Source organism: Pseudoxanthomonas sp. PXM03, from assembly GCF_014852005.1.
GTDB lineage: Bacteria > Pseudomonadota > Gammaproteobacteria > Xanthomonadales > Xanthomonadaceae > Pseudoxanthomonas_A.
Genome location: NZ_JACVAU010000001.1, coordinates 1008119 through 1021469 on the forward strand (window position 1 = coordinate 1008119; position 13351 = coordinate 1021469).

The window sequence follows — 13351 nt, forward strand, 5'->3', positions numbered from 1 at the left end:
TCCACCGTTCATTCTGGAAACGCTGGTGCGGGTGGGGGCACGCGGGCTAGCTTGGCGCGACTACAAGGGGAGTGATATGCCTGTCCCGTGTCCATCCGACCGCAACTGGCGGAGGCCCAGCGCGCTCCGGCGCATGCAGGGCTTCACCCTGATCGAGCTCATGGTCACCATCGCGGTGGTGGCGCTGCTCGCGGCTGTGGCAGCCCCGTCCATGGTGACGCTGATGAACTCCAACCGATTGAGCAGCACAGCCGGCGAGCTGGCGGCTGCGCTGCAACTGGCGCGTGCCGAGGCTGTCCGGCGCAGCGCGCCGGTGACCGTGTGTGGCAGCGCCGACGGCCTCACTTGCGCCAACGGTGCCGGCTGGGCCAGCTGGATCATAGCGGGGCAAAACAACCTGGACGCGACCATTGAAGTCGTACGTAGCGGGGAGTTGCCCGACGCATTGCAGGTCAGCGGGCCTGCTGCTGGGATCCGCTTCAGTTCCGCTGGCCTCATCGCCGCGCAGCAGAACCTGACGGTGTGCATTCCCACCGACGAGCCCGCAGACAATCAACGTGTCATCACGGTGCTCGTCAGCGGTGCGGTGCTGACGGCACGGAACAATGGCGGAGGTGCGTGTCCATGAATGCTGGTGATTCTTGCGGGGCTTCCCCACGCTTGCGCGTACCGCGCGGCACGCTGCGGGGTGCGCGTGGCGTTAGCCTGATCGAGGTGTTGGTGTCCGTGGTGGTCCTCAGCATCGGGCTGCTGGGCGTTGCGGCCATGCAATCCATCGCATTGCGTGGCGGGCAGAGTTCGTTTGAAAGCAGCCAAGCCGTGATCCAGACCTCGGCAATCATGGAGGCCATGCGGGCGAACAGGCTCAACGCCAATGCCTACAACACCGCCGGCGTCGTCTGCGCCATCCCCGGAGGCGGCGCTCTGGCGCAGAACGATGTCAGAAGCTGGATCACCTCGCTTAAGAACACCATCGGTTCGGGCTTGGCAGATGCAACGACCTGTGGATCCATCACTGGTTGTCCGGCCGCCTGCGTGATCACGGTCCAGTGGGATGACACGCGCGCTGGGGGCGGTGCCACCCGCACGGTGGTGACGAGGACCACGATATGACGGCTCCCGGCAACGATTCCAGGGTGATGGGTGTCGCGCGTGCGGCGGGCTTCAGTCTGATCGAACTGATGGTGGCCATGGTGCTGGGCTTGCTGGTCGCAGGCGCCGCGCTTGCGATCCTGCAGTCCAACCAGGCGACGTACCGCTCCAACGAAGGTCTGAATCGCATTCAGGAGAATGCGCGCATCGCGTTCGAGCTGATGTCGCGCGACATCAGGGCGGCCGGTGGCACTGCGTGCTCCAACTTCTCGGTGGTGGAAGGGGGCAGCGCGGCGGCGAATAGCTTCCGTACTGCGCCTGTGACCGGCAGCGCCACGACACTGCAAGTCATCTCCGGTGACGACACGGCTTATCGCGTGGTTGCGTCCACCAGCAGTTCGGTCGAGCTGGATCCGGAAGAGCTCGATGCGGCAGCCGATGCTTTCGATGTGGGCGACGTCCTGCTCCTCTGCAACGCGCGCAAGACGCACTTGGTGCAGACTAGCAGCGTGGGCGGCATGACGGTCGGCTTTGCGGCCCTGCCGGATGGCTACAACCCGAGTGCGGACGAATTCGCGCCGCCGGCAGCAGTCGTACTGTCCCGCTTGCGTGACGTGAACTGGTTCGTAGCGGCGAATGGCCGCGGCGGCAGCTCCCTGTTCGTGAGTCGTTCGGGTGGCGCAGCGGAAGAGGTTGCAGAGGGGATCACTGGCATTGCTTTCCAGTATCTCGAATCCGGCGCGAACGACTATACCGCCACTCCGGGCGATTGGCTCAACGTGATCGCCGTGCGCGTCACCATGACGTTGACTGGGCAGGATGTGGACGGCAGAGCACTGACCCGGCAATCCTCCAATGTCGTCAGTCTGAGGGGACGCACCCTATGAAATCCGTGATGCGAGCGTCGGCAAGAGCGCAGCAGGGCGTCGCCCTGATCGTCGTGCTGATCCTGCTGATCGTGATGTCGATCCTGGGCATCGTGATCATGCGCAGTTCGGCCATGCAGGAACGGATGAGCGCCAATCTGCGCGACCGCAGCCTAGGTTTCCAGGCAGCCGAAGGGGCGCTCCGCTATGCGCAGGACCAAGTGCTGGGCGCAGGCAATTGGCATACGCAAATCCCCACCGCCGCCAACTGCGCTACGGGAATCTGCCCCACCGGTTCGGATCCGGTATGGGTGCAGGTACCCGCAGGCACATATGACGAGGCGCGATTGGCCGGTGCGGTCCCTGAGTATTGGATCGAATATCTCGGTGTGGGCCCGGGCTACAAGGGCGCCTGCGACACCCTTCCGCCGTCGGTCGATTGTCAAAGCCCGATGTATCGCGTCACTGCCCGCAGCCGAGGTGTTGGTCGTGCGGATGTGGTGGTCCAAGCCAATATCGTAAGCCGCATCCCGGAACCGGGGACCTGAGCCATGAAGAAGATTCGAATCAAGAAGTCGTCTGTCGCCACGCGCCAATGGTGGGCGGCCCCGGCGGCTTTCATCGCTACCCTGCTGGCGCTGCCGGTCAATGCGGGTATTGCGATCCCGGAGGATCCGCTGACCACGGCCAGCCGCGTGGCGCCGAACATCCTCTTCATCCTCGACGATTCGGGGTCGATGGCGTTCAACTACATGCCGGACAGCGTGCCCGCCACCAGCGCACCAGACGTGGCCATGAATGCGTACACGCGCAACACGCTGTCTTACAACCCGAATGTCGCCTATCTGCCCTGGATGAGGGCAGATGGCACACGTATGACGGGAGGCATTGCATATACCGCAGCCTACGGCAGTTTCAATCGGGCCGCGAGCGGGACGATCAATCTGGGTGATACATCCAGTTGCCGCTGGTACAACTACAACAGGGACTACACGACGGATGAGTATGGAGCGGGCACCGGCACGCAGGTTTGCGGCGGCGTGCAGACGTTCTACGTGCCCAAAGATACGACTCAGACGGCAGAAAGCTATCTCGGTAACGGGACCAACTACTACCGCTATCAAATTATGCCGGGTGGTTCGAGCATCCAGCGTGGCGTCTATGGGACGGTCACGCGATCCAACAATCAGGCGGTAGCGGTTGCAGGGGCGTCCCCATTCAATGGATCGCTGGGCGACAATAATGTCGTTTCGCGCCTGACCGCCAATGTGACTGCTGGCGGAGGAATGGATATCGTCATCAACAATACGGAAACCGGCAACGGCACGCGCAGGTTCAATTATTGGGTCTATTCACCGGCGGGAGCCCAGATTTGCATCGGCTCGCTCGGTAAAGGGGCGAGCACAACCTGCGAAACTGGCAACGTTGTTGCTGGCCAGTATCGCGTTGATCTTCAGCGACGTGACGGAGTGAACACCGCCTATCGTCTGGCAGCTACCCGTTACACCACCACGAGCTGTGATGGTTCTGGCGGCGGTTCCGGCTGGATTGGCTGTGTGTCGGCACTGCCGAATACTTCGAGGACACTTGCCCAGGAGTTGAGTAACTACGCGACATGGTTCTCCTACCATCGCACTCGAATGAAGGCAGCGAAGGCGGGAGCGAGCGAGGCGTTCTCGACGCTTGATAGCAAGGTGCGCGTCGGCTTTAGCTCGATTTGGGACTCGGACCGGGCGGGGATCCGTTTCGATATTCCCGTCAATGATGGGAACGATGGTCGCTTTGTCGACAGTACCGGTGATGTCACCACGACATCCAGAACCACGTGGTATAGCCGTCTTCATAACGTTATCGGCTTTAATGGCACGCCCCTGTTGTCGGCGCTCGATAATGCAGGCCGCTACTTTAGTAACAATGCGCAATCTGGTCCCTATGGGCCGCAAGCCGGCGTCAACCAGTATTCCTGCCGACAAAACTTCTCAATTCTGACGACGGACGGTTACTGGAATGGCGCAACCACAGCCGCCGTCGGAAATGCTGATGGTACGGGGGGCACCGCCATTACCGGCCCCAACAATCAGAACTTCACCTACGCGCCGGCCGCCCCTTACACCGACTCGTACTCCAATACGCTGGCTGACGTGGCCATGCACTATTGGAAGACCGATCTGCGCACCGAATCGCACATGACCAATAATGTGCCGCCCACGGCCGCGAATCCCGCGTTCTGGCAGCACATGGTGACTTTTGGCATCTCCATCGGCCTTAGTGGCAACAAGGGATGGTCGAGCGTCGCCTCCGTACCGGCAAACGCGACCTGGAACGATCCGACGGATGGTCCTTCGGGTGGTGACGCCGACCGCATTGACGACTTGCTGCATGCAGCAGTAAATGGGCGAGGCACGTTTGTTTCCGCGTCGAATCCTTCCGAATTCACCACCGGCCTTGGCGAGGCGCTGGCCGCGATCGCCCAGCGCACGAGTTCCTTCTCCAACGTTGCGTCCAACTCCGTATCGCTGGATACCGGATCGCAAGTTTTCAATGCGAGTTATGTCTCCGGCGTATGGACCGGCCAGTTGACGGCGCGCCCTGTGACCAGCAGTGGCGTATCCAGCACGATCAGCTGGACGTCTTCGATACCTGCCTGGGCCACGCGCAAAGTCTTCACGAGTACCGGCACGGCCGGCACAACGTTCCCCAGCGGTACCCAGTCTGCTGCGCTCGCCCGCACGGGTGGACCCGTCAACTACCCGGTGACCGGTGCGGACAACGCCAACTACATCAAGGGCGACGCGACGCGGGAGGAACGCAATGGCGGGTTGTTACGCAACCGCACGTCCATCCTTGGCGACATCGTCGGCTCGTCGCCGGCCTACGTGAAGGACACCAATACATTGTACGTGGGCGCCAACGACGGCATGCTGCATGCCTTCGACGCGCGCACGGGCGTGGAGCAGTTCGCCTACGTGCCGCGCATCGTGAACATGGGCAACCTATCGACCCTCAGTCGCGGGGACTACACCCACAAGTTCTTCGTGGACGGCCCCATCAGCGTCAGCAGCCGGTCATTGACGCCAGGCAGGAATATCCTGGTAGGTACGCTTGGCAAGGGTGGCAAGGGCGTCTACGCACTCGACGTATCGGCGCCTGCGGCGGCGACGGCTGACAGCATCCACAAGTGGGAACTCGCGGAGACGCCCGGGTCCAACATGGGGCTCGTGCTGGGCAAGCCGATCCTTGCAAGGGTACAGGGCGGCAGCACTGCGGCCATCATCGGTAATGGCGTCAACAGCACCAATGAGCGCGCGGTACTAGTGGTGTTGGATGCCGACACGGGCGCCGTGATTCGGGAAATCGATACAGGAGAAGGCTCGGCGCTGGCACCGAATGGACTTTTCGCGCCCACCGGTGTCTACGGTGCCGATGGCAGGACCCTGGCCTATGTCTACGCGGGCGACATGCTCGGTAACGTATGGAAGTTCGATCTGAGCGGCAGTACGCCTGGCGCATGGAGCGTGGCTCGCCTGTTCAGCGCCCAAGATGCCGATGGTAACCCGCAGCCGATCACGGCCGGCGTTGCCGTTGCCACCAACCCCAGGACCAACAAGCGCTGGGTGTTCTTCGGGACGGGCCGTTATCTCACGGCGAGCGACGCGGACTCGACCAACACCGATGTGCAGAGCATGTACGGCGTGATCGATGAAGACACTGGGTATAACCGCTCCAACCTGACCCAGCGCACCATCGCCGTAACGGGCGAGACAGTCAACGGCTATCCCGTACGCGCGTTCGAAGAGAGGACGAGCCTGCCTGCGACGTCCAAGGGCTGGTACATCGATCTGCCGGTGGCAGGCGAGCGCATCGTGCAGGACGCCCAAGTGGTCTCGACGTTCTTGGTCACCGCCAGCATGGTGCCGACAGGCAATGCGTGCGACGCGGACGGCACCGGCTTCATCAACGCACTGGACGCCTTCACTGGCACCAGTGCGGGTGGGTCCTACTTCGACCTGGACGGAGACGGCCATACGGACGATGCCGCCGTGGGTGGAGACAATCTGCCCGTGGGTTCTGTGAACGTGGGCATCGGCATGCCGACATTGCCCAACCTGCTGCGTGGACTGATTGTGGTGGGCGGCACGGGTGGTGGTGATCTGCGATCTCCGCGGACCAGCACTCCGCGCTGGGACCGTGCATCTTGGCGAGAGATCAGGAGAGACTGACGTAATGATTACTTTCAAGAGCGGCGCGTCGCGTGGCGGCGCCCAGGGCTTCTCCCTGATCGAGTTGATGATTGTGGTCGCGATCATGGCGATCATCGCCTCGATCGCGTTGCCAAGCTACAACGAACATCTTCGCAAGAGCCGGCGTGCGGCAGGTACGGCTTGCCTGCTTCAGGCTGCGCAGCAGATGGAGCGTCTTTACACCACAGAGCTGTCCTATGAGGATGCGCCCGCTGCATTCGCATGCGATGGCGATACTGCGGATTTCTACACTGTCGTTCCTGCAGCCGCCGCAGCAAGGACCTACACATTGAGTGCCACGCCCATTGGCAGACAGTCGGGTGACAGCTGCGGCACGCTGACGCTTACTCAAGCTGGCGTCAGGACGCCCGACACGGCGGGTTGCTGGTAGAGCGACCGCGCGACGGGTAGCGCTTCACTGCCGCAGATGCGCGATCTCGCCTGATGATTGCGGTTGCGTAGCCCGCGAATGAAAAAAGCCGCATCCATGATGCGGCTTTTTTTTGAATCTGGCGCCCGAAGTTGGACTCGAACCAACGACCCCCTGATTAACAGTCAAGTGCTCTAACCGGCTGAGCTATTCGGGCGGGGCGCGTATTGTAGCCAGCCGCCGGGGCGGGAACAAGCCTCCCGCGGGTCGCGTGGTCGCGCCAGCCAGTATCGGGGCTTCAGCACGGCGTGTTCATGTCCCCGCGGACAGTGCGGGCTCGGCCGGTGCTGTTCACGACCACGCTCCCGGCCACCACGCCGTCATGGCAGATGCGGACGGTGAGATTGGTGCCGTAGCTCAGCCCCGAGGACTGGTAGCGCAGGAATCGGCGGCCGTTGCTGGACACGATCCGTATTCTCGGGTCCGAAGGCGCGGCGTCGTTCCGGTAGATGTCGATTTCTTCGTCGGGTTGGCGATTGCCGTCCGGATCTCGGAAGGCCAACCAGTGATCGCTCCAGTCGCTGTCCTGGCGGCATCGACCATTGCCGGCACTGGGGCAGACCACGACCGGCACGTCCTGGACGATCGCGGCCATCCGCGCTGAAGCGAAATGCGAAGTCAGCAGGTGCATGGTCGCGGTCGCCTGCTGGCGCACCCGGAATCGCTGGAACGATGGCAAACCGATGGCGACCAGCATCGTGAGAACTGCGAGACAGACCGACAGCTCGACCAGGGTGAATCCTGTCCTGCCGGTTCTCTTGCCCGTGCGGGCCCCGTTTCCGGGAGATGAGGGCATCCATGCCATCAGAGACTCCTTGTCCGAATTGACGGCTACCACAGTCATCCGCCGGGCGGAGACGCGCCATCAGGGCAGTCCCTGTCCGCGTGTAGGAAATGGCTGCAGGGGCTGTCACGCCTGCGCGGCTATACTCAATGGTTGGCTCCCGGGCGGCGTGCGATGACTGATCGTTTCCAGCTTGTTTCCCCGTATTCCCCTGCCGGCGACCAGCCACAGGCTATCGAGAGGCTCGTGCAGAATTTCGAGGCGGGATTGGCGAAGCAGACCCTGCTGGGCGTCACGGGTTCAGGCAAGACGTACACCATCGCCAACGTGGTCCAGCAGGTGCAGAAGCCGACACTGGTGATGGCGCCCAACAAGACCTTGGCCGCGCAGCTGTATGGCGAGTTCAAGGCGTTTTTCCCGCACAACGCGGTGGAGTACTTCGTCAGCTATTACGACTACTACCAGCCGGAAGCCTATGTCCCGGCCAGCGACACCTTCATCGAGAAGGACAGCTCGATCAACGAGCACATCGAACAGATGCGGCTGGCGGCAACCAAGACGCTGCTTTCGCGACCGGACGCGCTGGTGGTGGCGACCGTGTCCGCGATCTACGGCCTGGGTGCGCCGGAGGACTACCTGTCGTTGCGGCTGATCCTGTCGCTGGGCGAACGCATCGACCAGCGCGAGCTGATCCGTCACCTGACCCAGCTGCAGTACACCCGCAACGAGTACGAGCTGCAGCGCGGCACGTTCCGCGTACGCGGGGAGGTGATCGATGTGCATCCGGCGGAAAGCGACATGGAAGCACTCCGCATCGAACTGTTCGATGGCGAGGTCGAAGGGCTGACCCTGTTCGATCCGCTCACCGGCGAAACCATGCGCAAGCTGCAGCGCTACACCGTGTATCCGAAAACCCACTATGCGACCACGCGCGAACGCGTGCTGGCAGCCGTCGATACCATCAAGGTCGAGTTGAAGGACCGCCTGGAGCAGCTCTACGCGCAGAACAAGCTGGTCGAAGCCCAGCGGCTCGCCCAGCGTACGCAGTTCGACGTGGAGATGATGGCGGAGGTCGGTTTCTGTTCGGGCATCGAGAACTACTCGCGCCACCTGACTGGCAAGGCCCCGGGCGAGCCGCCGCCCACGCTGTTCGACTACCTGCCGGCCGACGCGCTGCTGGTGATCGACGAATCGCACGTGACCATCCCGCAGATCGGCGCCATGTACAAGGGCGACCGTTCGCGCAAGGAAACGCTGGTGGAGTTCGGCTTCCGCCTGCCGTCGGCGCTGGACAACCGGCCGCTGCGTTTCGAAGAGTGGGAAGCGCGTTCGCCACGCAGCATCTATGTCTCCGCGACACCCGGGCCCTACGAGTTGCGGGAGTCCAACGGCGAGATCGTCGAACTGGTGGTGCGCCCGACCGGCCTGATCGATCCGGAGGTGGAGATCCGCCCGGTCGGCACGCAGGTGGACGATCTGCTGTCCCAGATCAATGAACGCGTGTCGTGGGGCGACCGCGTGCTGGTGACCACGCTGACCAAGCGCATGGCCGAAAACCTGACCGAATATCTGGGCGACCACGGCATCAAGGTGCGCTACCTGCATTCGGACGTGGACACGGTGGAGCGCGTGGAGATCATCCGCGACCTGCGCCTGGGCAAGTTCGATGTGCTGGTCGGCATCAACCTGCTGCGCGAAGGCCTGGATATGCCGGAGGTGTCGCTGGTCGCGATCCTGGACGCGGACAAGGAGGGCTTCCTGCGTTCCACCGGTTCGCTGATCCAGACCATCGGCCGGGCCGCCCGCAACCTGCGCGGCAAGGCGATCCTGTACGCGGACCGCATGACCCGGTCCATGCAGGCCGCCATCGACGAAACCGGCCGGCGCCGCGAGAAACAGGTGGAATACAACCTGGAACACGGCATCACGCCCAAGTCGGTGGCGCGGCCGATCGTGGATATCCTGGAAGGGGCGCGCAGCGAGGGGGCCGAGACCAAGGGCGGCCGGGGCAAGGCGCGTCGGGTGGCGGAGGAGCCTGCCGACTACGGCCCCCTGGATCCTGCACAGGCGCTGGCCAAGATCAAGGCGCTGGAGCAGCAGATGTACCAGCACGCCCGCGACCTGGAGTTCGAGGATGCCGCGCGCCTGCGCGACAAGATCCGGCGACTGAAGGAGGCCAGCCTCGGCGCCTGAGCCGTCCGTGCACGGCCTGGTTGTCGGCGACCCCGCTTCCGGGCTAGAATTCGCGCCCCTGCAAAGGGCAGACCGGGCGGTTAGCTCAGCGGTAGAGCACTACCTTGACATGGTAGGGGTCACAGGTTCGAACCCTGTACCGCCCACCACGCTTCCACAGCGTGGCATCGTTTCCCTTTGACGCCATCCGCAGCATCACGAGGTGGCCCGCGGAAACGCCGGCCGAGCGTGCGACATGAGCACTACCACCGCCTGAACCTGGTACTGCCCGAGGCTCTGCATCCCGTAGGCGCCCTCGTGGCGCTTTTTTCATGCCCGTACACGCCCGGACGCCATCGCGCCGGCGTCACCCAGACCGAGTCCACGCTCCGATGATCACGATCACGCTCCCCGACGGCAGCCGCCGCGAGTTCGAGAACCCCGTTTCCGTCATGCAAGTGGCCCAGTCCATCGGCGCGGGCCTGGCCAAGGCCACCCTGGCAGGTGCGGTGGACGGGAAGCTGGTGGACGCCAGCGACGTCATCGACCACGACGCCAGCCTGCGCATCATCACGCCGAAGGACGATGAAGGCCTGGAGATCATCCGCCACTCCTGCGCCCACCTGGTCGGCCATGCGGTGAAACAGCTCTATCCCGATGTGAAGATGGTCATCGGCCCCGTGATCGCCGAGGGCTTCTACTACGACATCTACAGCGAACGCCCGTTCACGCCGGACGACCTGGCGGCGGTCGAGCAGCGCATGCAGGAACTGATCGCGCAGGACTACGACGTCATCAAGAAGATGACGCCGCGCGCCGAGGCGATCGAGGTCTTCAAGGCCCGCGGCGAGGACTACAAGCTGCGCTTGATCGACGACATGCCCGACGAAACCGCGATGGGCCTGTACTACCACCAGGAATACGTGGACATGTGCCGCGGACCGCACGTGCCCAACACGCGCTTCCTGAAGGCGTTCAAACTGACCCGCATCTCCGGCGCCTACTGGCGCGGCGACGCCAAGAACGAGCAGCTGCAGCGCATCTACGGCACGGCGTGGGCCGACAAGAAGCAGCTGGAAGCCTATATCCAGCGCATCGAGGAAGCCGAGAAGCGCGACCACCGCAAGATCGGCAAGCAGCAGGAGCTGTTCCACCTGCAGGAGGAGGCGCCAGGCCTGGTGTTCTGGCACCCCAAGGGCTGGGCCATCTGGCAGGTGGTCGAGCAGTACATGCGCAAGGTCTACCGCGACAGCGGGTACCAGGAAGTGCGCTGCCCGCAGATCCTCGATGTCGCCCTGTGGAAGAAGTCCGGCCACTGGGACAACTACAAGGAAAACATGTTCTTCAGCGAGTCGGAGAACCGCACCTATGCGGTCAAGCCAATGAACTGCCCGGGCCACGTGCAGGTGTTCAACCAGGGCCTGCACAGCTACCGCGACCTGCCGATCCGCTACGGCGAATTCGGCGCCTGCCACCGCAACGAGCCGTCGGGCGCGCTGCACGGCATCCTGCGCGTGCGCGGCTTCACCCAGGACGATGGCCACATCTTCTGCACGGAAGACCAGATCGAGGCCGAGGTGACGGCGTTCCACCAGCAGGCGCTGAAGGTCTATGCGGACTTCGGCTTCGAGGACATCCAGATCAAGATCGCCTTGCGTCCCGAATCACGCCTGGGCGACGACGCTACCTGGGACAAGGCCGAGACCGCCCTCCGTGCCGCCCTGCGCAGCTGTGGGGTGGAATGGCAGGAACTGCCGGGCGAGGGCGCCTTCTATGGCCCGAAGATCGAGTACCACCTGAAGGACGCCATCGGCCGCACCTGGCAGCTGGGCACGATGCAGGTCGACTTCATGATGCCGGGACGCCTGGGGGCCGAGTACGTGGACGAGAACAGCCAGCGCCAGCAGCCGGTCATGCTCCACCGGGCCATCGTGGGCTCCATGGAGCGGTTCATCGGCATCCTGATCGAGCACCATGCTGGTGCATTCCCGTCCTGGCTGGCGCCCCAGCAGGCCGTGGTGATGAATATCACCGATGCCCAGGCCGATTATGTGGCCGATGTCCGGAAAACCCTTTCAAATCAAGGGTTCCGGGTGGCGGCCGATTTGCGGAACGAGAAGATCGGCTATAAGATTCGCGAGCACACGCTGCAGCGGGTGCCGTACCTGCTGGTGGTCGGAGACCGCGAGAAGGAAAATGGCGCCATCGCCGTGCGTACGCGTTCCGGGGAAGATCTGGGCACGATGTCCGTCGCCGCCTTCGCCGAACGTTTGCGGAACGAGCACGCTACGCAATAATTGGTTCCGGTCCTTCGCGGACCGGCGCACCCCTCCCTGGAGACCGCAACATCAGCATCCCTGACAACAAGCAAAACCGCAAAAACCACGAGATCCGCGTACCGCGCGTGCGCGTAATCGGTTCGGACGGCGAAATGATCGGCGTGCTCACGCGCGACGAGGCGTTGGCCAAGGCGGAAGACGAAGGACTGGACCTCGTCGAGATCCAGCCCAACGCCGAGCCGCCTGTCTGCAAGATCATGGATTTCGGCAAGTTCAAGTTCGAAGCGCAGAAGAAGGCCAATGAGGCCAAGAAGAAGCAGAAGCAGGTCGAGATCAAGGAACTGAAGTTCCGCCCCGTCACCGACGAGGGCGACTACCAGATCAAGATGCGCAACATCCGCCGCTTCCTGGAAGAAGGCGACAAGGTCAAGGTCAACATCCGCTTCCGTGGCCGTGAGATGAGCCACCAGGAGCTGGGTCGCGAAATGGCCGCGCGCATCGAGGCCGAACTGGGCGACGAGATCGTCATCGAATCCCGTCCGCGCCTCGAAGGTCGCCAGATGGTCATGATGATCGCCCCCAAGAAGAAATGATGTCGGCGGCCTTGCCGCCGACGCCTGCCGTTCCCCTTGCCCCGCGTGCGGGGAGAGGGCAAAGGGTGAGGGGAAGGCGCCGTGAGGCGCCTTTCGCTTTTCCGTCTTCTGACTGCGGCGCTAAGTAGCCGTATTTGCAAGAAAAAACCGCACCGGGCATAATACGCGGCCCGGTACGCCGGGAGGCTGCTCGCAGCCGATGGACCCGTCGGAGGTTCCGTTCTGGAATCAACGACTTACAAGCCGATATGGGCAGGGATGGAAAGTGTGGTCGTCAGACTGCCGCCCCGATCAGTGACATAAACCCGTCAAGGACATAGCAATGCCCAAGATCAAGACCCACCGGGCGGCAGCGAAGCGTTTTCGCAAGACCGCATCCGGCAAGTTCAAGGCTGGCCACGCCAACCGCAGCCACATCCTCACCAAGAAAGCGACCAAGCGTAAGCGCGGCCTGCGTGCGACGAATATCATTCGCGCCGAGGACAGCGGCCGTTTGAACCGCATGCTTCCCTACCTCTGAGGATTTGAGACATGGCACGAGTTAAGCGTGGCGTGACGGCGCGTCGTCGTCACAAGAAAGTCCTCCACCTGGCCAAGGGCTACTACAACGCCCGTCGCAAGGTGTTCCGCGTCGCCAAGCAGGCGGTGATCAAGGCGGGTCAGTACGCCTACATCGGCCGCAAGCAGAAGAAGCGCAATTTCCGTTCGCTGTGGATCACCCGCATCAATGCGGCTGCCCGCATCAATGGCCTGAGCTACAGCCGTTTCATGAACGGCCTGCTGAAGGCTGGCATCACCCTGGACCGCAAGGTGCTGGCGGATATCGCCGTGCACGACGCGGTGGGTTTTGCGGCCCTGGCTGAAAAGGCGAAGGGCGCACTCGCGGCGTAAGCC

Annotated in this window: 12 protein-coding genes and 2 tRNA genes; 12 read left to right on the forward strand and 2 right to left on the reverse strand. The window is 63.1% G+C overall.

Annotation, left to right across the window (positions count from 1 at the left end; genetic code table 11):
- The first annotated feature begins 133 nt into the window (after positions 1 to 133).
- The 6 genes from IB223_RS04615 to IB223_RS04640 are packed head-to-tail and all read left to right on the forward strand — an operon-like array spanning position 134 to position 6590.
- A complete protein-coding gene (locus IB223_RS04615; RefSeq protein ID WP_192201248.1) occupies positions 134 to 628 on the forward strand; it encodes a GspH/FimT family pseudopilin in 495 nt (164 codons plus the stop codon).
- Positions 625 to 1113: a type IV pilus modification protein PilV gene (pilV, locus tag IB223_RS04620; RefSeq protein WP_192200481.1), complete on the forward strand. Its 489-nt coding sequence runs from the start codon at positions 625 to 627 to the stop codon at positions 1111 to 1113. The genes IB223_RS04615 and pilV overlap by 4 nt, the downstream gene beginning before the upstream one ends.
- Positions 1110 to 1979, forward strand: a complete 870-nt coding sequence (locus IB223_RS04625) for a prepilin-type N-terminal cleavage/methylation domain-containing protein (RefSeq protein ID WP_192200483.1) — start codon at positions 1110 to 1112, stop codon at positions 1977 to 1979. The genes pilV and IB223_RS04625 overlap by 4 nt, the downstream gene beginning before the upstream one ends.
- On the forward strand, positions 1976 to 2506 hold the full coding sequence (locus IB223_RS04630) for a PilX N-terminal domain-containing pilus assembly protein (RefSeq protein WP_192200484.1): 531 nt from the start codon (positions 1976 to 1978) through the stop codon (positions 2504 to 2506). Before IB223_RS04625 ends, IB223_RS04630 begins: the two co-directional genes overlap by 4 nt.
- 3 nt (positions 2507 to 2509) lie before the next feature.
- Positions 2510 to 6178 carry a PilC/PilY family type IV pilus protein gene (locus tag IB223_RS04635; protein ID WP_192200485.1) on the forward strand — a complete coding sequence of 1223 codons (3669 nt, stop codon included), beginning with the start codon at positions 2510 to 2512 and terminating at the stop codon, positions 6176 to 6178.
- 4 nt (positions 6179 to 6182) lie between these two features.
- Positions 6183 to 6590 carry a type IV pilin protein gene (locus IB223_RS04640; RefSeq protein ID WP_192200486.1) on the forward strand — a complete coding sequence of 136 codons (408 nt, stop codon included), beginning with the start codon at positions 6183 to 6185 and terminating at the stop codon, positions 6588 to 6590.
- Positions 6591 to 6709: 119 nt separating this feature from the next.
- Here IB223_RS04640 and IB223_RS04645 read toward each other — a convergent pair.
- Together IB223_RS04645 and IB223_RS04650 are read right to left on the reverse strand one after the other, a co-directional pair.
- Positions 6710 to 6786, reverse strand: a tRNA-Asn gene (locus IB223_RS04645).
- Between the two features lie 81 nt (positions 6787 to 6867).
- Positions 6868 to 7434, reverse strand: a complete 567-nt coding sequence (locus IB223_RS04650) for a GspH/FimT family pseudopilin (RefSeq protein ID WP_192200487.1) — start codon at positions 7432 to 7434, stop codon at positions 6868 to 6870.
- Positions 7435 to 7587: 153 nt separating this feature from the next.
- On the opposite strand from IB223_RS04650, the gene uvrB reads away from it, so the two are divergent.
- The 6 genes from uvrB (at position 7588) to rplT (ending at position 13348) form a co-directional block, all read left to right on the forward strand.
- Complete coding sequence (gene uvrB / locus IB223_RS04655; RefSeq protein WP_192200488.1) at positions 7588 to 9606, forward strand: excinuclease ABC subunit UvrB; 2019 nt, start codon at positions 7588 to 7590, stop codon at positions 9604 to 9606.
- 74 nt (positions 9607 to 9680) lie between these two features.
- Positions 9681 to 9755 (forward strand) — tRNA-Val (locus IB223_RS04660).
- Between the two features lie 222 nt (positions 9756 to 9977).
- Positions 9978 to 11882, forward strand: a complete 1905-nt coding sequence (gene thrS / locus IB223_RS04665) for a threonine--tRNA ligase (RefSeq protein ID WP_192200489.1) — start codon at positions 9978 to 9980, stop codon at positions 11880 to 11882.
- 50 nt (positions 11883 to 11932) lie between these two features.
- Positions 11933 to 12457, forward strand: coding sequence for a translation initiation factor IF-3 (gene infC / locus IB223_RS04670; protein WP_233210880.1), 525 nt, complete (start codon positions 11933 to 11935; stop codon positions 12455 to 12457).
- Positions 12458 to 12779: 322 nt separating this feature from the next.
- A complete protein-coding gene (rpmI, locus tag IB223_RS04675; RefSeq protein ID WP_014160066.1) occupies positions 12780 to 12977 on the forward strand; it encodes a 50S ribosomal protein L35 in 198 nt (65 codons plus the stop codon).
- 11 nt (positions 12978 to 12988) lie between these two features.
- Positions 12989 to 13348, forward strand: coding sequence for a 50S ribosomal protein L20 (gene rplT, locus IB223_RS04680; RefSeq protein ID WP_192200490.1), 360 nt, complete (start codon positions 12989 to 12991; stop codon positions 13346 to 13348).
- The last annotated feature ends 3 nt before the right edge of the window (positions 13349 to 13351 follow it).

Coding starts and splice junctions, on each gene's coding strand:
- IB223_RS04640 (WP_192200486.1), top strand. CDS start 6,183: ATGATTACTTTCAAGAGCGGCGCGTCGCGTGGCGGCGCCCAGGGCTTC.
- uvrB (WP_192200488.1), top strand. CDS start 7,588: ATGACTGATCGTTTCCAGCTTGTTTCCCCGTATTCCCCTGCCGGCGAC.
- IB223_RS04615 (WP_192201248.1), top strand. CDS start 134: ATGCAGGGCTTCACCCTGATCGAGCTCATGGTCACCATCGCGGTGGTG.
- rpmI (WP_014160066.1), top strand. CDS start 12,780: ATGCCCAAGATCAAGACCCACCGGGCGGCAGCGAAGCGTTTTCGCAAG.
- thrS (WP_192200489.1), top strand. CDS start 9,978: ATGATCACGATCACGCTCCCCGACGGCAGCCGCCGCGAGTTCGAGAAC.
- IB223_RS04625 (WP_192200483.1), top strand. CDS start 1,110: ATGACGGCTCCCGGCAACGATTCCAGGGTGATGGGTGTCGCGCGTGCG.
- IB223_RS04635 (WP_192200485.1), top strand. CDS start 2,510: ATGAAGAAGATTCGAATCAAGAAGTCGTCTGTCGCCACGCGCCAATGG.
- IB223_RS04630 (WP_192200484.1), top strand. CDS start 1,976: ATGAAATCCGTGATGCGAGCGTCGGCAAGAGCGCAGCAGGGCGTCGCC.
- rplT (WP_192200490.1), top strand. CDS start 12,989: ATGGCACGAGTTAAGCGTGGCGTGACGGCGCGTCGTCGTCACAAGAAA.
- IB223_RS04650 (WP_192200487.1), bottom strand. CDS start 7,434: ATGGCATGGATGCCCTCATCTCCCGGAAACGGGGCCCGCACGGGCAAG.
- pilV (WP_192200481.1), top strand. CDS start 625: ATGAATGCTGGTGATTCTTGCGGGGCTTCCCCACGCTTGCGCGTACCG.